Origin of the sequence: Mesonia profundi (genome assembly GCF_031085155.1) — a bacterium.
Taxonomy (GTDB): domain Bacteria; phylum Bacteroidota; class Bacteroidia; order Flavobacteriales; family Flavobacteriaceae; genus Mesonia; species Mesonia profundi.
Genome location: NZ_JAVHUL010000019.1, coordinates 36,091 through 57,859 on the forward strand (window position 1 = coordinate 36,091; position 21,769 = coordinate 57,859).

27 protein-coding genes are annotated in these 21,769 nt (G+C 35.9%); 12 read left to right on the forward strand and 15 right to left on the reverse strand.

The window, feature by feature from the left end:
* Positions 1-147: 147 nt before the first annotated feature.
* Positions 148-549: a GlcG/HbpS family heme-binding protein gene (locus RBU60_RS08485; RefSeq protein ID WP_308864408.1), complete on the forward strand. Its 402-nt coding sequence runs from the start codon at positions 148-150 to the stop codon at positions 547-549.
* Positions 550-922: 373 nt separating this feature from the next.
* Here RBU60_RS08485 and RBU60_RS08490 read toward each other — a convergent pair whose 3' ends face one another.
* Positions 923-1,762, reverse strand: coding sequence for a zinc-dependent peptidase (locus tag RBU60_RS08490; protein WP_308864409.1), 840 nt, complete (start codon positions 1,760-1,762; stop codon positions 923-925).
* A gap of 445 nt (positions 1,763-2,207) precedes the next feature.
* On the opposite strand from RBU60_RS08490, the gene RBU60_RS08495 reads away from it, so the two are divergent.
* Positions 2,208-3,251 carry a flavin-containing monooxygenase gene (locus RBU60_RS08495; protein WP_308864411.1) on the forward strand — a complete coding sequence of 348 codons (1,044 nt, stop codon included), beginning with the start codon at positions 2,208-2,210 and terminating at the stop codon, positions 3,249-3,251.
* Here the strand turns inward: RBU60_RS08495 and RBU60_RS08500 are convergent, their stop codons facing one another.
* From RBU60_RS08500 to RBU60_RS08525, 6 genes are all read right to left on the reverse strand, one after another.
* Complete coding sequence (locus tag RBU60_RS08500; protein ID WP_308864413.1) at positions 3,252-3,665, reverse strand: DoxX family protein; 414 nt, start codon at positions 3,663-3,665, stop codon at positions 3,252-3,254. It abuts the gene before it with no gap.
* A gap of 35 nt (positions 3,666-3,700) precedes the next feature.
* Positions 3,701-4,138: a hypothetical protein gene (locus RBU60_RS08505; protein WP_308864414.1), complete on the reverse strand. Its 438-nt coding sequence runs from the start codon at positions 4,136-4,138 to the stop codon at positions 3,701-3,703.
* A 43-nt stretch (positions 4,139-4,181) separates the two neighbouring features.
* A complete protein-coding gene (locus RBU60_RS08510; protein WP_308864415.1) occupies positions 4,182-5,528 on the reverse strand; it encodes an alpha/beta hydrolase family protein in 1,347 nt (448 codons plus the stop codon).
* 5 nt (positions 5,529-5,533) lie between these two features.
* Positions 5,534-6,112: a hypothetical protein gene (locus RBU60_RS08515; RefSeq protein ID WP_308864416.1), complete on the reverse strand. Its 579-nt coding sequence runs from the start codon at positions 6,110-6,112 to the stop codon at positions 5,534-5,536.
* A 2-nt stretch (positions 6,113-6,114) separates the two neighbouring features.
* On the reverse strand, positions 6,115-6,384 hold the full coding sequence (locus tag RBU60_RS08520; RefSeq protein WP_308864417.1) for a DUF2089 family protein: 270 nt from the start codon (positions 6,382-6,384) through the stop codon (positions 6,115-6,117).
* 460 nt (positions 6,385-6,844) lie between these two features.
* Positions 6,845-7,606, reverse strand: a complete 762-nt coding sequence (locus tag RBU60_RS08525) for an endonuclease/exonuclease/phosphatase family protein (RefSeq protein ID WP_308864418.1) — start codon at positions 7,604-7,606, stop codon at positions 6,845-6,847.
* A 212-nt stretch (positions 7,607-7,818) separates the two neighbouring features.
* Between RBU60_RS08525 and RBU60_RS08530 the strand changes: the two genes are divergently transcribed.
* From RBU60_RS08530 to RBU60_RS08540, 3 genes are all read left to right on the forward strand, one after another.
* Positions 7,819-8,445 carry a Crp/Fnr family transcriptional regulator gene (locus RBU60_RS08530; protein WP_308864420.1) on the forward strand — a complete coding sequence of 209 codons (627 nt, stop codon included), beginning with the start codon at positions 7,819-7,821 and terminating at the stop codon, positions 8,443-8,445.
* Between the two features lie 225 nt (positions 8,446-8,670).
* Positions 8,671-9,471, forward strand: a complete 801-nt coding sequence (locus tag RBU60_RS08535) for a sulfite exporter TauE/SafE family protein (protein WP_308864421.1) — start codon at positions 8,671-8,673, stop codon at positions 9,469-9,471.
* Positions 9,472-9,570: 99 nt separating this feature from the next.
* Entirely contained in the window at positions 9,571-11,028 is a 1,458-nt protein-coding gene (locus RBU60_RS08540; protein ID WP_308864422.1) for an MBL fold metallo-hydrolase, read from the forward strand.
* 79 nt (positions 11,029-11,107) lie between these two features.
* On the opposite strand, the gene RBU60_RS08545 is transcribed toward RBU60_RS08540, so the two are convergent.
* Positions 11,108-11,698 (reverse strand): class I SAM-dependent methyltransferase, encoded by a 591-nt coding sequence (locus RBU60_RS08545; protein WP_308864424.1) that lies wholly within the window; start codon positions 11,696-11,698, stop codon positions 11,108-11,110.
* A gap of 137 nt (positions 11,699-11,835) precedes the next feature.
* Between RBU60_RS08545 and RBU60_RS08550 the strand changes: the two genes are divergently transcribed.
* Positions 11,836-12,210, forward strand: coding sequence for a rhodanese-like domain-containing protein (locus RBU60_RS08550; RefSeq protein ID WP_308864426.1), 375 nt, complete (start codon positions 11,836-11,838; stop codon positions 12,208-12,210).
* Positions 12,211-12,501: 291 nt separating this feature from the next.
* Here RBU60_RS08550 and RBU60_RS08555 read toward each other — a convergent pair whose 3' ends face one another.
* The 7 genes from RBU60_RS08555 to RBU60_RS08585 all read right to left on the reverse strand — a co-directional run bounded on the left by RBU60_RS08555 (position 12,502) and on the right by RBU60_RS08585 (position 17,282).
* A complete protein-coding gene (locus RBU60_RS08555; protein ID WP_308864427.1) occupies positions 12,502-12,999 on the reverse strand; it encodes a GTP-binding protein in 498 nt (165 codons plus the stop codon).
* A 327-nt stretch (positions 13,000-13,326) separates the two neighbouring features.
* Positions 13,327-13,956, reverse strand: coding sequence for a TlpA family protein disulfide reductase (locus tag RBU60_RS08560; protein WP_308864428.1), 630 nt, complete (start codon positions 13,954-13,956; stop codon positions 13,327-13,329).
* Positions 13,957-13,965: 9 nt separating this feature from the next.
* A complete protein-coding gene (locus tag RBU60_RS08565) occupies positions 13,966-15,624 on the reverse strand; it encodes a bifunctional metallophosphatase/5'-nucleotidase (protein WP_308864441.1) in 1,659 nt (552 codons plus the stop codon).
* 2 nt (positions 15,625-15,626) lie between these two features.
* Positions 15,627-16,049 carry a DsrE family protein gene (locus tag RBU60_RS08570; protein WP_308864429.1) on the reverse strand — a complete coding sequence of 141 codons (423 nt, stop codon included), beginning with the start codon at positions 16,047-16,049 and terminating at the stop codon, positions 15,627-15,629.
* 74 nt (positions 16,050-16,123) lie between these two features.
* Positions 16,124-16,540, reverse strand: a complete 417-nt coding sequence (locus RBU60_RS08575; protein WP_308864430.1) for a DoxX family protein — start codon at positions 16,538-16,540, stop codon at positions 16,124-16,126.
* A 122-nt stretch (positions 16,541-16,662) separates the two neighbouring features.
* Positions 16,663-17,025 carry a hypothetical protein gene (locus RBU60_RS08580; protein WP_308864431.1) on the reverse strand — a complete coding sequence of 121 codons (363 nt, stop codon included), beginning with the start codon at positions 17,023-17,025 and terminating at the stop codon, positions 16,663-16,665.
* A gap of 101 nt (positions 17,026-17,126) precedes the next feature.
* Positions 17,127-17,282 carry a hypothetical protein gene (locus tag RBU60_RS08585; RefSeq protein WP_308864433.1) on the reverse strand — a complete coding sequence of 52 codons (156 nt, stop codon included), beginning with the start codon at positions 17,280-17,282 and terminating at the stop codon, positions 17,127-17,129.
* Between the two features lie 313 nt (positions 17,283-17,595).
* Between RBU60_RS08585 and RBU60_RS08590 the strand changes: the two genes are divergently transcribed.
* The 6 genes from RBU60_RS08590 to RBU60_RS08615 all read left to right on the forward strand — a co-directional run bounded on the left by RBU60_RS08590 (position 17,596) and on the right by RBU60_RS08615 (position 21,496).
* Positions 17,596-18,153, forward strand: coding sequence for a YeeE/YedE family protein (locus RBU60_RS08590; protein ID WP_308864434.1), 558 nt, complete (start codon positions 17,596-17,598; stop codon positions 18,151-18,153).
* 3 nt (positions 18,154-18,156) lie between these two features.
* Positions 18,157-18,570, forward strand: coding sequence for a DUF6691 family protein (locus RBU60_RS08595; protein WP_308864435.1), 414 nt, complete (start codon positions 18,157-18,159; stop codon positions 18,568-18,570).
* Between the two features lie 203 nt (positions 18,571-18,773).
* Positions 18,774-19,286 carry a hypothetical protein gene (locus tag RBU60_RS08600; RefSeq protein WP_308864436.1) on the forward strand — a complete coding sequence of 171 codons (513 nt, stop codon included), beginning with the start codon at positions 18,774-18,776 and terminating at the stop codon, positions 19,284-19,286.
* A gap of 167 nt (positions 19,287-19,453) precedes the next feature.
* Entirely contained in the window at positions 19,454-20,071 is a 618-nt protein-coding gene (locus tag RBU60_RS08605; protein WP_308864438.1) for a hypothetical protein, read from the forward strand.
* A 161-nt stretch (positions 20,072-20,232) separates the two neighbouring features.
* Positions 20,233-20,784, forward strand: coding sequence for a hypothetical protein (locus RBU60_RS08610; protein ID WP_308864439.1), 552 nt, complete (start codon positions 20,233-20,235; stop codon positions 20,782-20,784).
* Between the two features lie 46 nt (positions 20,785-20,830).
* Positions 20,831-21,496 carry an FAD-binding oxidoreductase gene (locus tag RBU60_RS08615; protein ID WP_308864440.1) on the forward strand — a complete coding sequence of 222 codons (666 nt, stop codon included), beginning with the start codon at positions 20,831-20,833 and terminating at the stop codon, positions 21,494-21,496.
* Positions 21,497-21,769: the final 273 nt, after the last annotated feature.

A 21,769-nucleotide genomic window follows, 5' to 3' on the forward strand; every position in this document is an offset into this window, starting at 1 on the left:
GGGCTATTCGTTATATCTTTTTTCTATTCTTTCTCAAGAATAGAAAAAAGGATGCCACTGCTATCCCTAGCACAAAAAAACGTTAGATGTTTCTTAATAAGTTTCTATTGGCGTTGATGTTCCTTAACTTAAGGAAAAATATAATTTATGAAACTTACATTAGAACAAGCACAGAAAGCAGTAGAAGCAGGAGTAAAAAAATCTAAAGAACTCGACCTTAAAATGAATGTCGCAGTGGTAGATGCAGGAGCCAATCTAATGGCTTTTGGTAGAATGGAAGGCGCTTGGTTAGGATCTGTAGATATTGCTATTAAAAAAGCTAAAACCGCACGTTATTTTGATATGGAAAGCGGAGAAATAGGAAAACTTTCGCAACCAGGACAACCTTTATTTAATATAGAACACTCTAATAACGGACTTATTACTTTCCCAGGAGGCGTACTTATTGAAGATAAAAACGGAGAAATTATTGGAGCCATTGGCGTATCGGGAAGTTCGGTAGAAAATGACCACGAAGTAGCGACTGCTGCTAAGAAAAGCATCAGCTAATGGGTTAATATCAGCAAGAATTCAAAAAGGACAGTTTTTCAAACTGTCCTTTTTTTGTGTCCACTAACTATAACTTCAATTAATTACTTTGAGGTGATAATTGAAAACGATTTGCAACATAACTTTAATATTCCAAAATAAAAGAAGAGGTAAAATTGGTAGTAGTTCTCGATACACTATTTTTTCTTCTCTGCGTTACGAAAAAATAGCACTCGAACAGACAGTAAACTCAATTTGTCACTTCGAGTAATTAGTTTGAAGTGTTAACGAAAAACGAATTGTATCGAGAAGTCTCATGTTTCAGAATATATAAACAGTTGCCTAAGTTTATTCACGACAATTTCAAACTAAATTTTCCACTTCGGGTTTTATGCTAATATCCAGCGAAGTGATAATTAAGCATCTCTTTGATTTTCTTGTAAAACTCGGGGAAGTTCTGCTCAAAAACCTGCGGAGATTCGATAAAAGACTCCACCAAAACAGCTAAAAACTCGACTCTATTGGTAAATGCATACTCCCGAAAATACCTAGAATTGATCAGCTTATGCCTAAGGTGATCTTGTTTTAACAAGTTCTCCAATTCTTTATTGGCATCACTAAAAATTACCGCACTTATATTTTTATGATTATGCGTATTGATTTGAATCACATGCATAAATTCGTGAATGGCAAGGTTCACATTATCCTTATCGTTGTCAAAGCCTTCTAGAAAATCTTTCCAAGAAAAAACCAAGGCTTTTAAATGTGGATTAAACTCTCCTTTATGCTTCACTTTATTAATGGTAGAAAAGTAAACATCGGGATAGATAATAATTTTCTGCAACCGATTCAGTAAAAAATTACGCATCCCAAACGTGAGCATCACTGCGGTGGCACCAATATAAAGCTTTACCTCTTCGGTGATTTCAAAATCATCTCTGCCTTCAAAACTTTTATGAGCCACGAAAGTGACAAGCCTATGCTGAAAAAATCGCTGTTGCTTTGTTGAAAGCCTAGTATAGAATAAGAAATTTTGTTTTAAAAATTCTTGGTGCTGCGGAGAAAGTTTTTTTACCCTAAAATAAAAATGCGTGTACAGAGGTTTCTTGTAAAAGTAACTGTAGAGATGTTCTACCAAAGAAACGGATTTTATCAAGATAATCACTACCAAAGCAATGACTAACGCTCCTAAGCATAGCATCACAAATACATAATTAATCTCTTCTTCGGGCATTGATTTTTTTTAGTCGTGTCCGATTAAGATTTTAGACCTGCCCGTACCGAAGTGGTACGTTCGGGCGGGCCGCTCCGCTTTTAGATAATAGAAGTAAGATTTAATTCCAATCCTTTAGCAAACAATAGTTTAATATTTAATTCCAGAATTACCCAGTGTAAAAAATAGACTATAGCTATACAAATGCTTTGTTTCTAACTTCCATTATTAAGACGACTGCGATCTTTAAATTTCTAATCGAACACTAGTGATTTTTTTTATAAAACTACTAAAAATTTTCTTTAAAAGAGGAGGAATCTTGCAGGGAGACTTTCTAGATAAATTCAATTATTACAAATCCAAGATAATGAGAATTCTTAAAGAAATTAAGTCTTCTGTGAAGGATTAAGCATTCTTAAACTTGTGTATATTTCTTAAAAAGTGTATTATTCCTGAAATAAAAAAAATGTTAGATTTTATAGTCGTTGGAGCTGCTCAAGCTGGTTTATCTATATCTTATTACCTACAAAAACTCGATAAAAAATTTATCATGGTAGATAAAGAAGAGGAAATAGGTGCCTCTTGGCTTAATAGATGGGATTCCCTTACCCTTTTTACGCCAACTGAGTTTAACCACCTCCCAGGATTAGATTTTCCTGCCCCAAAAGGACATTACCCTAACAAATACGAGGTAGCCGATTATTTTAAACTTTATGTCAAAGAATTTGATTTCCCTTTACAGCTAACTACTTTAATAGAGAAAATTGAAAAGAAAGAGGATCGGTTTATTCTTACGCATAAAGGTGGGACATATGAAGCTAAGAATGTAATTATTGCCACGGGACCATTTCACATTCCGTATACGCCGCCTTGTTCTGAAGATATTTCAGAAGATATTTTTCAGATTCATAGTAATTTTTATAAAAGTCCTTCTCAATTAAAAGCTGGCCCTACGATGGTGGTTGGAGATGGAGATAGCGGAGTTCAAATATTAAACGAGGTCTCTTCCGAAAAGGAGAGAAAAACCTATTTCTCTGGAGATACGAATATTAAAACGCTGCCTCAAGAAATTCTAGGAAAAACACTCTGGTGGTGGTTTACCAAAACAGGATTTTTAAGCTTCAGCAAAGATTCTTACCTAGGGAAAAAGATAAGTCACTCTAGACAGCCTGTTATTGGAACCGATGTAAAAGGAATTTTAGACAGAGAAAATGTCATTCCCGTGGGAAGAACCAATGACGCTCATCAGCATCAAATAGAAACCGATGAAAAATCTATAAGCGATATCAAAAATATTGTTTGGGCCACAGGATACCGTCCCAATTTTTCTTGGATTAAAGGTTTAGAACTCACTCAAGAAGGCTATCCAAAACATAAAAGAGGCATCAGTGCAATGAAGGGACTTTACTTTATTGGCTTACCTTGGCTGCATACGCGCGGCTCTGCAACGCTTGGTGGCATTAAAAAAGATGCCAAGTATTTAAAAAAATACATCAACAAGGAAGAATAATTACTTCTTTAAAAATTTGTAATCTAGAGAGTATTTTCCGCTTCCAGAATAGAAAAGTACCACATAACAAATTAAATACAAGGCTCCTAATTCTTGTGCTTGAAAACCATCGGTAGCATGATATATAAGAACTGCTACCGCCATATTTATAATTAATGGAATAACGGCAAGACGAGTTCCTAGCCCTAGGATAATTAAACCAGAGCAAATAACTTCGGCTACAACAGACAAAGCTAAGCTTGCTGTAACCCCAATCCCAATAGGATTTGCAAATACAATTTCTTCTCCGCTAAATAATTGAATTAATTTAGGAATCCCATGAACGAGCATCATTCCGCCAATGGCAATTCTAAAAAGCAAGAGTGCAAAATCTGTTTTGGGTAAGTTAAGATTCGTAAAGTAAGAATTTTTCATAGATACTTATTTAGTTATAAAAGATACTGTTCTGATTAATCCTCACCTAAAACCTTTTTTCCGTAAGCCACACTTTCAAACACGTCATCTCGCATTTTTTTGGCTGAAGTGATTTCAGGTTCTAATTTTTTCTTTTCTTTTTGCCACTCTTCCTCGCTTAAGTCTTTTTCGGTATGAACATCTGGGAAATTCTCAGAAAAATCTTTCATCCAAGTCATCATATGATCGTGCGCCTGCTTCAATCTTTGCTCTGCTTTGAGAAGTTCTTCATCAGGCTCCCCTGTTTCCAAGGTTGTTTTCTTCTCTAGCGTAGCTATCAAATTGGCTATTTCTCCCATTTTTGGCATCGCCTCATCATGGTAAGCAAAAACTTCTTTTAAGGTTTTATCATAATCTTCCTTGGCTTGAGAAGTTTCTTCTTGACAGCTCATCAATACTGCACATACAGAAAACAATAGGATTATTTTTTTCATCACTTTAGTTTTCAGTAAAAGTAATTATTTTTAACCGAATAGCCTATAAATTCGTATGGATCCACTCTTTGACAATCTCCAAAACTTTAAGAGAAATAGTCTCCTCTATTTGTCCGTATTCATTAGGCATTCCCGTTGTTGCTTCCTGAAATAAATGATTTAAACCTTCCAACTCTTTTACGGTAACGTTTTTATTTCCGCCTTGAGCGAGATTATCTTTAATAGAAGTTAAATTCTGAGTTGCATTTACCTGCACATCTTTAGAACCGTTAAGTGCTAAAACAGGACAAGAAACCTGTTGTAAAGCGGCTGTGGGATCATAAGTGATGAACGAATAAAGCCAGTTGTCCTCAAACTGCTCCAGTTGTTTTGAAATCTCTGAATCTGACAATGATTTCTTCTTAGCATATTCTCCCACTTTCTTATCTAACTGTTTTCTATCTACCGTATTTAACACCTCATAAATACCTGTATTTAAATCGATAATAGAGTCTATGCTAGCTTTAGGCATACCAGAACCTCCATAAACATCTTTTTGCTGTTGCAATAATACTTTATCTAAACGCACTCCAGGGCCAGCTAAAAGAACGATTCCTCCTAGCTTTTTATCTTTTGAAGCGATCAAGGGAGCTACTAATCCGCCTTCGCTATGTCCTAATAAGACAATTTTTTTAGGATCAATATCTTTTCTGCTTCTTAAGTAAGCTACCGCAGCTTTGGCATCTTCGGTGAAATCAAAAATGGTAGAATTTTGAAACTTCCCCGTAGATTCCCCAACGCCGCGATCATCGTATCTTAAAACCGCAATTCCGTTACGCGTTAGGTAATCAGATAGCACCAAGAAAGGCTGGTGTCCCATTAACTCTTCGTTTCGATTTTGTGGTCCGCTGCCGGTAATTAAAATTACGGTAGGAAAATTTTTTAGGTCTTTAGGCTTGGTTAAAGTTCCTGCCAAGATAACTGTATCGGTTACATTCTCAAAAGTTACCTCTTCCTCTAAATAAGGATAAGGTTTTTTTGGGGTTTGCGGCCTGTTGATCTTCTTCTCGGTTGAACTTAACTGCAAAGGCAAACTCATCCCTCCTTGTTGAAATTTTCCTGTAAGCTCACCTGCTTTTAAAACCGCCGTATAAGTCATCATCATATTGGGAGCCGAAATCGTCAAGGTATCGCTGTGAAAAGAAGTATTTGCCATGGGGATGCCATTGGCACCTTGATCTGGACTGTCCATCGTACTTTTTAAGTCATCACCTTCATTTTCAATATGAAAGGCAATACGAAGTTTTTGACCTTGTATGTCTAAAGCTCCGTACCAATCGCCCGTAACTTCCTGAGCTTGCATAGTGATGGAAACAATAAAACTGACTAGAATAAAAGATAGATATTTCATAAGGCTTAGTAGTTAATTAATAATTTAGAGAATATTTCTGCCACAATAATGGCGATGACAAACAAGATACTATATTTTGTTCCTTTAGCGTTCGAAGCTACTTTTGTCCCGTTATATAAAAGAACCAACTGCCAAATAATGGCTAATAATGAAAGTCCCGAGAAAACCAGCAGTAGCAAAAGATGAGGAATTGCAATGTTTCCGGTGGTTATCCCCATAGGATCTTTTAAAATTTCTTCTGAAACCTTCACCATAAGGCCATTCACATTAAAAAAGCTCAGTAAGTAATAGGGAATTCTTGCAAATAAGCAAACGGCCAAAACATCAATAATTCTTGTTCTTTTATTCATATAAAAAGCCACCGCTCCTAAACAAACCAACAAACAGACAACATTGACTGCCTGATCTGCAAAAGTTTGCCACAAGTCTACCTGAGATACAAAATGTAAGTCTAAAACGCCATCAAAGCGAGCCTGAAAATAAAACGCCAACAAAGCACCAATTATCAGGGCTATAATCCCTACAGAAATCAAAAAACGCTCTTGAAAACGTTCAAACGGATTGTAAAGTAATTTATAGTTCATTCTTAACGCTTAATTTGATTTAACTTCTCAATAATTTCATCTAGCATATTTCTCACGGTGGGATAACTCTTATTTAATTGTGTAGCCATTTTTTTTAAGCTTCCGCCGGAAAGCATAAAGTCTAAAATAAACTGTTGATCTTCCCTAGGTAAATTTACTAACACCGGCAAATCAAAACTTCCAGAAATGATGGTCTCACATGCCTCACAAGAAAGCTGACTTACTTTTAAGCTGTTGGTACAACTGGGACATTTCACGGGTAGTTTTTTCATTTTACAATCCTATTTTAAATAAAAGTAAGTATAAAATTAATAATATTCAAAATTATATTAATATTATTTAATGAATTATTTTTATTGAATAAATCCAGAACCTCGATCCAAGCGCACGAGGTATGAATAGAAAAATACTTTTTAAAATTTCGAGGCAAGCCCGTCCGAACGTTACACGGGCGGGCCTCGGGGAATTAAACCCTCTGGAGGGATTAAAAAAATAAGAATGTTTATAAAATAGAAGGAATGAAGATTCTGAGTTTTTTTATTCTTACGGAAGATAAATCTCAAGATAAACTGGTAAATGGTCTGAACCGATATTCTCCCCTACCTCTCTTTTCTTGACCCTAATATTTTTACTGACTAATGCGTGATCTAAGGTAGTTTGAAGCGGAAAAACGCCTGCTGGCCAAGAGCTTTGCAAGCCAAAACCTTCCCGACTGTCTTTGAGTCCCGCTTTTTATTTAAAGTTTTTAAAGTTTCGGGAGAAAGAAGAAGTGTTTAAATCTCCTATAACCACTGCATTCTGTGGTTTTTCGGTAGTTAAAAAGGCAGCGATCTTTTGCAGTTGGCGGTTTCTTTGCTCAAATTGTTGCTGTCCCACTGGAGGAAATGGATGGGTCGCAATAAGAGAAAGTGAGGTTCCTTCTGCTTTATAGCTTAACAAAATGGAAGGCAATTGGTATTTAGAGAAATAAAGAATATCTAATTCGACAGGGATTTTACTCCATACCCCAATTCCGAAATTATCTTCCCGCACCTCTTTTAGCTGATAATCGTAAGTTCGCAACACCTCAACCAAATCTTGATCCCAGCGAGGAGTTAGTTCTACTAGCATCAAAATATCTGGATTTTTTTCTTTTATAAATTCCGCTACGGCAGCCACATCTTTATTGCTCGACAACACGTTGATACTCGCTATAGAAATAAGTTCTTCAGTTTCATGTTTCGCTTCCGCGGAAGCGTTTACATAAAAAGGATAAATTTGATAGGCACTAAAAATAATCCCCACAGATAAAAAAAGTATCCATTTCATATTTTTCTGAACAGCAAAAATGAGTAGCAAAAGAAGCATCAACACCAAATATTGCACTTGGAAATTAGAAAATATATCGATCCACCAAATTTGGTATAAAAAGTAAGGAACAAAGCTAAGCGCTAGAAGTACCAACGCCATAATTTTAAATAAGGCCTTTAGAAGAGATCTACTTTTTGAATTCATAATCACTAAAATAAACTTTTTAAAATTAGAATGCCTCCCTTGCCACTAAACAATAGACTTAAGACTAAATTATGAATTTGCCTGAAGTAAATCTGTGCTTAAGTCTTATCTTCGCTTTAAGGAGAATTAGGTTTTGTAAAGACAAAATGAAGTGCTTTTTTGACATATTTCTTCATAACAGGGATTGTAAAATCATAAAAAAAATCCAACCCATGATTCAGGAGCTTAAAAAATATTACGGTTCGCAGTTTGAACCTGCACTTATAGAAGAAATTAATCGTGTAGCCACTTTTATGGAGGTACAAGAGGGGGAAGATTTAATAAAACCAGGACAATACATCAAATCGATGCCTTTATTACTTTCGGGAAGCATCAAAATTATGCGTCACGACGAAGAAGGACAAGAATTGCTGCTTTATTACCTAGAAAGAGGAGAAACCTGTGCGATGACGATGACTTGTTGTATGGGAAATACCAAAAGTGAAATTCACGCCATCACCGAAACTCCGGTAAAGCTATTAATGATTCCCATTGGAAAGATGGAAGAATGGTCTAGCAAGTATAAAACTTGGCGAAACTTCGTTTTTTCCAGTTACCACGCGCGAATGATGGAGCTGCTAGAAAGTGTAGATAATATCGCCTTTAATAATCTAGATGAGCGCTTAGAGAAATACCTGCAAGAGAGAATGAAGATTCTAAACAGCAAACACATCTACACCACGCATCAACAAATTGCAACAGACTTGCATACGAGCAGGGTGGTAGTGTCTAGATTGCTAAAAAAAATGGAGAATAAAGACCGAATAAAATTACACCGTAGTTTTATTGAGGTCTTGTAACATCAGTTACCCAATTCAGTTCTAAAACGCTATACATTTGTTTTATACCATCATTACGTTAAAATAGAGACAATAAAATGCCCTTTTTTCCTTTCTACTTCAAGATAAAAAGAAACCATAACTAAGGCTATGCTTCATTTTTCTAATTCGTATAAAGAATAAAATCATCATTTTATTTTATCACAACTTCAAAGTAAAAATGGTATTAATTAGTGAATTAGACAGATGGAAATTACAGAAATTTTTGGTTATGTAGGAGCGCTACTCATAGGGCTCGTTTTAGGCTTAATTGGTGGCGGCGGTTCTATTCTCACCGTACCTATTTTGGTGTACGCCCTTAGTCTTAATCCCGTAATCGCCACAGCATATTCTCTATTTATAGTAGGAACCACTTCTCTTGTGGGCGCCGTTAGGAATATGAAGAAAGGCATGGTAGACTTTAAAACAGCTATCATTTTTGCTATTCCTGCTTTTATTGCCGTTTACCTTACAAGAGCTTTTTTGATTCCTGCTATTCCCGAAGAATTGTTTCTGGTAGGTGATTTTGTAGTGACCAAAAACCTAGCAATTATGCTGTTTTTTGCCGTCATTATGTTACTTGCCTCGCTTTCGATGATTCGGAATAAAAATAAAGAAACCCACGAAAATGAAGTCATCACCTATAATTACCCGCTTATTATTATAGAAGGACTTGTGGTGGGAACCATCACGGGGATTGTAGGAGCCGGAGGTGGTTTCTTGATTATTCCTGCTTTGGTACTATTGGCCAAATTACCTATGAAAAAAGCGGTGGCCACTTCCCTATTTATTATTGCTATAAAATCTCTTATAGGCTTTTTGGGCGATGTACAAACCCATCATATCGATTGGAGTTTTCTACTTTCGTTTACAGCACTTTCAGTACTTGGGATATTTATAGGCATTTGGTTAAACCAATTTATTGATGGAAAAAAACTAAAAAAAGCTTTTGGTTGGTTTGTATTATTGATGGGGATTTATATTATTTACAAAGAGCTAATTGTGTAACCTTGGTTACTAAAATCAAACCTAAAAACGTTTAATTTTACCTGAAGAGCAAAGCTTCCGCGGAAGCAAAAAAACAATAAAAACTTAAACTTAGAGATTATGAAAATTGAGCAAATTTATACGGGTTGTTTGTCACAGGGCGCCTACTATATTGAAAGTCAGGGGGAAGTAGCGATTATTGATCCGCTTCGCGAAGTACAACCTTATATAGACAAAGCGGAAGCTTCTGGGGCAAAAATCAAGTACATTTTTGAAACCCATTTTCATGCCGATTTCGTTTCGGGACACCTTACTTTATCAGAAATAACAGGAGCTCCTATTATTTTTGGCCCAAATGCAAACCCAGATTTTGAATCTACCACCGCTACAGACGGACAAGAATTTAAATTGGGAGAACTTACTTTTGTAGTGCTTCATACACCGGGACATACCATGGAAAGTACCACTTATCTTTTAAGAGATAAAAATGGAAAAGACCATGCTTTATTTACGGGAGACACCTTGTTTTTAGGAGATGTAGGACGTCCAGATCTTGCTCAAAAAGCAGCAGATATGACGCAAGAAGACTTGGCAGGAATTTTATATAATAGTTTAAGAACTAAGATTATGCCTTTGGCAGATGATATTACGGTTTACCCGGCTCATGGCGCAGGATCTGCTTGTGGAAAGAATATGATGAAGGAAACGGTAGATACGTTAGGGAATCAAAAAGAGATGAATTACGCGCTTCGTAGCGATATGACCAAGGAAGAATTTGTAGAAGAAGTAACCGACGGTTTATTACCTCCACCCGCTTATTTCCCGATGAATGTGAAGATGAATAAAGAAGGCTACAAAAATATTGAAGAAGTACTCAAACGTGGAAATAGCGCTTTAAGTCCAACTGCATTTGAAGCTGCAGCCAATGAAACTGGCGCTGTGATTCTGGATGTAAGAAAAGCCCAGGATTTTGCCAAAGGACATATTCCGGGTTCTATTTTTATAGGAATTGATGGAGGATTTGCACCTTGGGTAGGAGATTTGATTAAAGATGTAGAACAGCCTATTCTTTTAATTGCAGACCACGATCGCATTGAGGAAACCATCACCCGTTTATCTCGTGTAGGTTTTGATCATACTTTAGGTTATCTAGAAGGTGGTTTTGAAGCTTGGAAAAAAGCGAGTAAAGAATACGATACCGTAACTTCTATTAGCGCACAAGAGTTTAAGAAAGCTCAAGAGGATGAAAAAGATATTCCTGTATTTGATGTACGAAAGCCGGGAGAATTTGAAGCAGAACATTTACCAAATGTTCACCACACTTCCCTTTCTGACCTTAATGATCATATGGCAGAATATCCAGAAAAAGAAACTTTCTATGTGCATTGTGCAGGTGGATACCGCAGTATGATTGCTTCGTCTATTTTAAAAAATCGTGGGATTCACAATCTGATTGATATTCAAGGCGGTTTCAAAGCGATCAAAGAAGCAGGAATAGAAACGACAAATTATGTTTGTCCGTCTACCTTAAAAAAAAAAAATACGCCTGAATTGGATTCGTCCAACAAGGCCTCATAATAACCCCTCAACGAAGGGAAAGTAAATTTTTGGTTGGTTAGTAGAAAAGAGCGGCAAGAGATGGTCGCTCTTTTCGTTTTTATTCTTTTTGAAACACTAAAGTCGTCATCGCCCGCAGGTCTTGCACATTGGTCGTTTTTACAGGCTCCATAAGTTTTAAAGGATGGATTTCTAAAAGCGCTGAAATTAGTTCTCGAGTGATGTAAAAATTCCCATTTTCGTTAGTCTGACTATCTTGTACAAAACCATTCTTTCCTTGCAAACCAATAGTTGACGATACGCGAATAAATAAAGTTCCTGAAGCTTTTAGAACCCGAATTAATTCTTTAAACATCGCCTGAAAATGTTCTGTGTTTTTTGCAAAATGCAATACTGCAGAACATAAAATGTGATCGAAACTACTTCTGCCGTAAGGCAAATTATCTAAGTCCCCTATCCTTAGCTGTGTTGCTATTTTAGAGTAAATTTCTTGCGCTATTTTAATGCGTTCGGGATTGCTGTCTATTCCATAAAGAGAAAAGTCGTTTTGATAAAACCATTTTAGGTTTCTTCCTTCACCACAACCCGCATCTAGAATAGATTGCCCAGGCTGGTAGGTTCCTTTTAAAATTTGATCGAGTACATAAATGTCTATATTTCCTATTAACTCATAGGTTTTTTTGTGATCCATAGCAGAAATTTCAGAAAACAAGATAAGAATTCATGTGGAGTTTGGTAACATGGGTTACGTATTTTTACTGCTAGATTTCTTATCTTTAAAAATCGATAAGCGAAGATTGCTTTTATGAATTTAAAAACACCAAAAAAATGAAAAATATAGTTTTAATACTGACCTTAATCAGCACTTTAACTGCTTGTAATGCACAACAGACCAACACCATTGAAGTTCTTTCTGCTACAGAATTTAAGGAAGCAGTTACCAACAAAGAGGTTCAACTGGTAGATGTTCGTACTCCAGAAGAATTTAAGGAAGGAGAGATTGATGACGCTTTAAACATCGACTTTTTACAAAATGAGAGCTTTACGACTCAGTTTGAAAAGTTAGATAAAGAAGAGCCGGTATATATTTACTGCCGTTCTGGAAACCGAAGTGGAAAAGCAGCGAATCAATTACAAAAAATGGGGTTTAAAGAAATTTACGACCTTGAAGGTGGTTATATGAACTATCCTTATAAAAAGTAAGATAGCCCATAAGACTTGTATTTTATTTAAAATGCGCAAAGAAGAAAACATAAGGTTTTATTTCTTTGCGCATTTTGCATTAGACTTAAGTTTTTCTGCGTAGAACTCTAATTCTAGATTCTAAAAATCAATTAGAATTTATACCAATTTAAATACGTAATGTCGCATTAAGAAATTGAATTATTTTTTGCTTGATTGAAGTTAAAAATTATTAGCATAGCCTTTGTTACGGTGATAATTTTTAATGAAAAGTAAGCATAAAAGAAACGATTTAATGGTTACATTATCTGTTTAATTTGGTATTAACACCTCATACATAAAATGCTGCAAGCTTCGCATCTCTTCTTTACCAACCTTTCTACCCAAGCGACCAGAGAAATATAGCACAAACCAAAGCACAAAAAGTGTTCCCATTGCTAGGATAGGCCAAGTACTGGGTCTCTCTAGTCTAATATTGGTGTACACCCATATACTTGCACCTATAAAAAGGCTTCCTACGACAAAGTGCAAGAACATAAACAATGTCCATACCGTAGGACTTGGTCCGTAAAGTCCTTTTAAAACGGTAGGTTGATCTTCAATTTTATAGATTTCTAAGTGTAATTGTGGCGACCAGAAATGCTGTTTTTCTTTCGGAAATCGTATAAACACATGATCGTCTACCCTACTGGTCACAAAGCTTTCACTACTCTTTCCAGCCGACTTAAAAGCAACTAGTAGCTTTTCGGGATCTTCATTTAGCTCTAGGCGAAACCTAGGACGTAAAACTACTTGGTTAGATAATTCCATAATGGGCTAAATATAGAACATTTAATTTGTGCCCTGCAAGAAGAAAATTTTCATATTTTTTTTCTGAAGTTTTTGATTTAAAAAAACAAAGAGCAGATTCATCAAATCTACTCTTTGTTTTGTTTCTATTTTTTCTTCCGATAAGAGAGAAACTCTTTCAAAACATACTAAAATGTCATTTCGAGCGCCAGCCCGAAAGAATTCATTCTGGCGGGGAGTCGAGAAATCTAACTATAAAACATTTCGATTCCATTCAGCATAGACATTTCGACGCTGTTCATTGTGACAAGGTTTTTTTTACCGTTACACTTCCGCAAAGTTTCTTTTTTACTTCAAACTATTTAAAAACTCCTTAAAATCGGGGTGGCTATAATCGGCCATTCCATTATGTGTCATCACCAAATTTCCTTTGGTATCGATCACATAAGTGGTAGGAATAGCAGAAGAATGATACATTCTAGGAACTCCGTTTGCTGCCGTATAAATGGGCAGATCATATTCTTTACGCTTGTCAAATGCCTTGGCTTTTTCAAAATCATCATCTAAAGAAAGCATCACAAAAGCAACCTCATCTCCCATTTCTTCGTGCAGCTCATCAATGCTAGGCATTTCTGCCACACAAGGCGGACACCAAGTGGCCCACAAGTTCATAAAGATGACTTTACCTTTCAATTCCTTTAAAGAGACGGTATTTCCATCTCTATCAATCAAATCAAAATTGAAATCTGCTTTCGTTTTATTGGCATCAACTGCTGCCACCTCATCGCTTCCGGTGTTTTCTGCTACGGTCATTTCTTTTACATCAGGATTCATTAAACCAGTAGCTAGAATTCCGCGTTGAGCGAAACCAATTACTTCGGTATGTAATCCTGTAGCGTAGAGCACCACAGCGATGGCTGCAAAAATTCCGTACTGAATCCAGGTTTTCTTAGCGCTATCTTTTTTATTCTCTTTCATAATTAATTTTTATTGAAATTTATATTCGGTTCCCGGTACGGTAGAGAAAGAGTACTTTCCAAGATATTCACAGTAAGCTCTTCCCTCTAAAGTAGGAGATACTGGCGATTTCTTTTCTAAATATTCTTCTACCACTTCGTGAATGGTATAGTCTTTCACTTCTACATCTTCTACATTAGGCATTCTACACAAATTATCGATAGGATCTCCCGGTCTCACACAAGCAGAAATGGTATAATATTCATCATCTTGCATAGGCTCTCCTTTCACGATAATGCTAGAAATACGCTCTCCTTTTTGATTTTGAGAATTAAAATTCACTTTCATTCCAGAGAAACGCACCAACCAACCGCCAAATCTTTCGGTGGCATTTTCAGCAAAAGCATTATGCATTTCACCTTCTAACCAATCCTTAATCTGTTTTCCAGTCGCTTTTCCTGTTTTCACTTTTTCGTTTACTGGAAGTAAATTCCACAAGTTAGCACGGGTAATAGGTTCTGGTTTACCATCTTTGGGAACTATAGGATTCCCAAAACGGAAGCCATTAGAAATTGAAATATCTGCTCCGGTTTTCCAACGTGCAGCATCGGTAATCATATTATCCATAGGATTTTCTACGGTTAAATAACGATATATTGGCGTATTGGTATAGCCTACCACCGTTTCTAGATACTCTTTATAAGGTGCTTTTTCTCTATCTACTAGCGCTTGCAATTCTTTATCTGCAGGATATTTGATAGGATCTACATCGATGAGTTCATAATCGTCTCCTACTAATTTTCCATCTACCAAATGTAAGGTTAATTTCCCCACGAAAGAACCAAATGCACCCGGTTCAGATACCTTAGCGTACTTTCCTTGTATCAATTCGCGTACCCTTTCGTGCGTATCATTACCCAATACATAATCTACATTTTCGGCAATCGGATTATTAGCCAATTCTACTTGTTTAAAAATTCCAATATGTGTCACTAAAAAAAGCACATCTATTTTTTCTTTCACTTTAATATCGTCCACCATCTTTTTCAAATCATCATCAAGGCCACTAAAGCCTATTCCTTTACTAAAAATAGGATTTTGTCTTACCGGAACAGCGGGATCATTAATCCCTACAAAACCAATGCGAACTCCTTCAATCTCTTTCACCCAGTGCGCAGGAAACAAAGGCTCTTTGCTTTCGTCGTGGTGCATATTTTGTGCGATAATGGGCGTATCATAGCCTTTCATTACCTCCATCATATTGTCTTTCCCGTACACTACCTCCCAATTTCCTGGAATAATAACATCAAATCCCATATTCTTAATAACGTCTGGCATCACTTTTCCTTCAGATAAAGCTGCATATCCACTTCCTTGAATCAGGTCACCCCCATCTACAATAATGGTACGGTTGGGATTTTTTTCACGCTCTTGGTCAAAAAGAGTCTTAATATTTGCTAGTCCGCCTCGATTTTTAAAGACCACTTCTTCGTCTTCCCAAAAAAGTTCTGGATGCGTATCTAATTGCCCGTGAATATCTGCCGTTTGAAGGATGGTAATACTCAAGGTATCTTTCGTTTCGGAATTTTTAGCCATATCTTTTGAAGTTTCATTTTTACAAGAAACGGTGGCTATTAATATTCCTAAAAGGCTAAGCCTTGCTAAAATTGTGGTGTTAAATAGGTTCATCATTATAAACTTAAACTTTTATAGCCCTTTTTTTGAAGCTGAAAATTATACAAAATGCCGTTTTCTACGACCTTCATTTCTTCTGGTACCTTTGTGGTATCAATTTTAAATTTGTTCAGCGAAAAACCGCAAGCTACTAAGTGTACTCCGGCTTCCTCCGCTTTTCTTATAAATTTCTTCATTTTATGCGTATCGGTGATATCCCCTATTTCCTTTCCGCAAATAATCACTTGAAAATCGCCAAAATCATCGCCTTCTTCCGCTTTAAGCGATTCCGCAGTAAGAATTATAGGTTGTAATTGTGGTATCTTTTTAGTGAGTACCACATAATTATTTTTATCATTTAGATGTTGTTGCGCCTTTAAGTTAGCCGTGCTGAATAAATTCAGCATTAAAAAGAGGGCGCTTAAAATATATGTTTTCATTTTTATGGTTTTAGATGATTTTAGTTTGTGTTTAAAAAGTATCCTGTTTTTTCCGCTTTACGGAAAGCTATCCGCTAAGGTTCATATTCATCTGGGTTCACAGATTTTCTGGTGTCGTTTAAAACAAAGAATAAAAGTCCGCCTAAGATGGCAATATTTTTAAAAAGTGGTCCTAATGTCGTGATTTGTCCTACCTGAATGGTTAAGGTAATGGGAATTAAAACGCCTATCAAAATGAGGGCTGCCCATTTGGTTTTGTAGCCCATAAGAAAAAGAAAACCTGCACTAAGCATCACCATTCCCGAAAGAATCACCAGCCATTGGGGATCTCCAAAAAGATGGGCAATCCCTTTAAAATTAGCTTTTTCTATGCGTTGTGCTGTCTTTTCTACCTGAAGCAAGTGGTTAAAACCTGCTACGAGAAATATACCACTAACGAATATTCTTAAAAGTTGGACCGATCTAGCGTTTACTGAAATACGTGTCGCCATGAGAACTCATGTAAAAATTAAGAGTTGATTTTGTGCGGTGTCTATCCGTAATTACTCCTTTTTACATGCGTTTGGAAAAGAAACCATTACGGTAGCACCGACTTAAAATTTTATCATTATTCTTAAGCGATCCGGGGTGGCGGAGAGGTATTATCTAGGTGTAGATAATTGAATCTTGAAGTAAAGTAATCGTTGAAAATCGTGATGGGTTCTACCGTATTGGTTTCCCAAGAAAACAAATCGAACTGAAATTGTGAGGTACAAAAACTGTTTAAGGCAATCACCTGAGAAGTGATTTGATCTGCTTCAGAAAATTGAGCTTTCTTTTGGCCTTGCTTCGGAAAGTTTTCTTTCTTACAATGCGGATTCACAAAAGTGATATCACTTCCGCTGAAAAGCAAATTCAATCCCCCCGCTTCTAAGGCCATAAACTTTGCCGAGAAGATGAAGATAAGTGCTGCCGCTATGTAAGTTTGTGTTTTCACGATGCTCCAAACATATAACAATTAAGCCGTGAGCTTTGTAACTTTTGTTACTCAATCGCTTTAAAAGCTTTTTTTAACAAAATTTAGAAAAAAACACTTCCTTACTTAATCACTTGAATTGCCCAGACGACTAACAGAAAACCTATCCCTGTAACGGCGGGTGCTGGAATTTGAGCAACAACCCCCAATACAATCATTACGATAGCGGTGATGGCAAGTAATACAGAAATCAAGTTTAATTTTTTGGTACGTGTCATTTTTCTATTTTTATTAGTCGTGTCCGACTAAGATATAAAACCTAAGACTTGATCTTAATAGCCTGCTCATTAGATTAAATCGATGAAGCGTACGTATTAATTTTTAAATTTCAATGGTAAACTTAATAGCAAGCAGTCACTTCATAAAAAATCGCTGAACGTCTTTTATATTTGAATCAACAGAAATCTTTAATGTTGTAATCGGACACTAATGTATTTTTCTCTAAACTAATAAAAAATAATCGGACTTATTGTAACGTTTGTTACCGATATCACTTTACAAAAACAGCATCTTTGCTCAAAAATTATCGATATGAATTGGATATATGATCCTTGGCCTTGGTATGTTGCGGGACCGCTTATTGCTTTTACCATGTTTATTTTATTGCTCGCAGGAAAGCAATTTGGGATGTCTTCCAACCTTCGTACGGCATGTTCGGCGATGGGAGCAGGAAAAGCAGCCGACTTTTTCAAATTTGATTGGAAAGCAGAACGCTGGAATTTGATGCTTGTCGCAGGAGCGGTGATTGGTGGTTTTATCGCCTCTAACTACATGAGCGACAATATCGTAGAAATTAACCCCGAAGTTGCTCAGCAACTCGCCACCGACTATCAAATTGAAAGTGCTGGTGAAAGCTATTTACCTACAGAACTGTTTTCTACCGCAGCATTATCAAATCCTTTTACCATCATCATCCTTTTATTAGGTGGGTTAATGGTAGGTTTTGGAGCCCGTTATGCCGGTGGTTGTACCTCGGGTCACGCCATCTCTGGATTGAGTAACCTGCAACTCCCCTCTTTAATTGCCGTCATCGGTTTTTTTATAGGCGGCTTGGTCATGATTCATTTAATTTTCCCTTTAATCTTTTAGCACATGAAATATTTCACTTATTTAGTCATTGGTATTTTCTTCGGAATTGTGATGTTTAAATCTGAAGCCGCTTCTTGGTTTCGGATTTATGAAATGTTCCAGTTTGGAAGCTTTCATATGTACGGCATCATAGGCTCGGCCTTAGCTTTAGGCGTTATAGGCGTTCAACTTATAAAACGCAAAAACATAAAACCCTTAGACGGAAGCGAAATGAGCTTACAACCTAAGAAAAAAGGCATAGCTCGCTACCTTATTGGCGGTATTATTTTTGGACTTGGTTGGGCATTGGCAGGCGCTTGCCCAGGACCTATGTACGTTCTCGCAGGTGCAGGTTATGGTTCTATTTTTATCGTTATTTTTGGAGCCCTTGCCGGAACTTTTCTTTACGGAATCTTAAGAAAACATCTTCCACATTAAGCTATAAATGCTAATTTTTAGTAAATCAAAAGTCCTTTAAATTTTTTGTTTAAAGGGCTTTTTTTTGTTGTTGTAAACTCTGCTTTTTCTAATGCTTAGGAGTAATTAATTTTACTTTACGGAAACAAAAAAATGTTTTCATCTTGCGGTAGGTTTTATTAAAGGACTATTTTTGCAGCCTTAAAATTAATAGCCCCCTAAAAATGAAAATGATCCTCTCTTTAACTTTAATGCTTTTTGCGTTAACCTCTTGCAATGAACCCATAGAAACCAAATTTGAACATGATGGAGTTTCACTAATCTCCCCTACTGACTGGAAAATTACAGATGAGGAGAATTTTGAAAATGAAGGATATTATTTAGCCATAGAAAAAGAGGGATTAAATTCTAGTGGTTTATTGACCATAACTTGGTTAAACAATGAGGTAGAACTTAACGATTGGAGATCTCTTATTATAGGAGAGTTAAAAAAGAGTACTCCTTTTGAAAATTCAGATTTAACCTTTGCTTCACCTTACGAAAGTAAGTATAATAGTATAAAATCTATTTCGACAGATTTCTCTGTGACTATTCTCAATTTAAAACACAGTGGCGTAATTCATGTTTTTAATAAAGCAAATAAAACATTTGGGGTTGTTAAACAAGAAGCAGACGACGATAACTCTGAAAACAAAAAGGGGTTTGAACTAATTGAGAAAAGTCTGATAATTGAATAAAAATTCAATTATCGATAACTAGAAAGTCAATTAGTTTTCAGCACTAAGCTTTTGCATTTTTTCTCTAACATTACTGAAACCTTGCAAAAACAAAAAATCTTATTATTCTGTAAGGTTTGGCATTAAAAGTGTACTTTTATTTTGTCATAAATTCTTGTAAATAAGCTATGAAAAGAGCAATTCTAAGTCTGTTATTTCTGATTCTTTTTAATACGTGTTTTGGACAAACGTATTCGTTTGATAGACTCATAAAAAGCGAAGTTTCTACAACCTCCGCTAAGCATAAAGAAAATACCTATTTGTTTAATTCTGAAGATTACTCCTATTCCTTGCGTCTAAATGAAGGCAAAGATTCTACAGAAGCATGGATCATTGACACAAAAAGAAGGCAAGTCCATTATTTTAATGCCGAGCGTAAAGACTCCTTAGAATTAAAGTTTGTAAAAACGAATCCGTATAAACTTAACCTTCCCGAATACACTTATGAGTTTTCTTATGTAAAATCGAAAAGCAGAGAGAAAGAAATCTTACTCGCTATAATCGACAAAGAGAAAAAAGAAATTGCGAGCTACAGGTTGAAAATAGAAAAAACAGATCATAATTATTTTCCTATATTTCAAGCAACAGCAGCCGTAGAGCCGTTTAATCTCATGAACATAAAAGCTCCTTTTAATTTTTTAGTTTTAAAATCTAACGGAAAAAATTCTAATGGCAAGGCGGTGAACTATGAGTTAAGTTGTACAGAAGGTACAGAGCTTATGGTGACCATACCTCAAAAAAGTTAAAGCTACAGCAAGTAGTTGTAAATCGCTTTCACAAATAACACGTAGTTTTCAAACAAAAGAAGTAACTTCATCAACCCCTAAGTCTTAGTTTACAAGGCATATTCGCATTGCAACATGTCTCAATCTAGACCGTTGGTGATAACCTGCAAAGAAACACACGAATGAACAAAGAGATTCTACTCACCCTACTCATAAGCTCGTTGCTATGGATTATCATATTGATAATTATTTATGTTAAAAATAAAAACCGGACAGAAAAGAATATTGCCAAGCAACATGAAAATGTAAGTCAGATCAATTCAGAATACAATAAAAAGCTGGAAAGTATTCTCACCGAAAGAAATGAGGACTTAAGACAGAGTTACGAAAAAGGATATGCTGACGCAGAATCAAAAAAAGAATTGTCGGTCCAGATTTCCCCTTGGAAAGAAGAGATGGATAGTCGTACATTATTCAAGAATAAAAAATCGGTTAAGGTTGGTTATAAACATCAGTTATTCTCCAATGGAATGCCTTGTTTTGAGCCTCATATTACCGTAATCGAGGAATTAACGGTAGACAAATTAAATGAAGAACATATAAAAAAGACCTTTTCTAACCTAGAGTTAATAATGAATAATATCCCGAATACTGGAAGCGTGGCAGTGAGCATTTTAGGAAACGGTAAAGATTTAGCCAATTCCCTATTGAATATGACTAAACGAAAAAAGTAAACTTTTGTTTACAAACTAGTTGAAAACCATATAAAACAACTATATCATGAAACAGGTAAAAATATTATCCAAGAAAAACGCAACCCACGATGTTGTACAGCTTAGAACCCAAAAACCAAAAGATCTTTCTTTTTTACCAGGGCAAGCCGTTGATGTTTCGTTGAATAAACCTGAATGGAAAGAAGAGTTAAGACCGTTTACCTTTACGTCTCTTCCCCAGGATGATTATCTAGAATTTCATATTAAAATTTATCCTGAACACGACGGAGTTACCGAGCAGATTGGCAAACTAAGACAGAATGATTCGCTTTCCCTTGGTGATGTATTTGGCGCGATCAAATATCAAGGGGAAGGTGTTTTTATTGCGGGAGGAGCCGGCGTCACCCCGTTTATCTCCATTTTAAGAGACCTTGAAAAACAAAACAAAATGGGCCATAACAAGCTTCTTTTTGCCAATAAAACCGCTGATGATATTATTGAAAAAGAATTATTTAATCAGTTATTGGGTGACAATTTTGTCAATGTGCTTTCAGATGAACAGAAGGAAGGTTACGAACATGGTTATATAACTAAAGACTTGATTAAAGCGCAAATTCAGAACGAAAACAGTCTTTTTTACTTGTGTGGTCCGCCTCCAATGATGGATGCGGTTTTAAAACAACTCAAAGAATTGGGCATAGACAAATCGAAAATCATACAAGAGGAATTCTAATCCTTCGTCGAGGTTTTAATATCTTAAATTTCAACTATAATCTTGAACCGAAGTTCTTAATTGTGGATGAGTAAAACAAATACAATACTGAAGTAAAAAAACAACTATAGACAAGGAAAAGTACCTTCATAGAATTAAATATTCGGGAAGCCGCGAACCTAACTTAGGTGTTTTAAAAGAGTTGCAAAAATGTCATTTTGGACTTCCTAGTAATTTTGTGACTAATTTTATTAGGCCGCTTTGTTAAAAAATCCTTTTAATTTTAGTTCCATT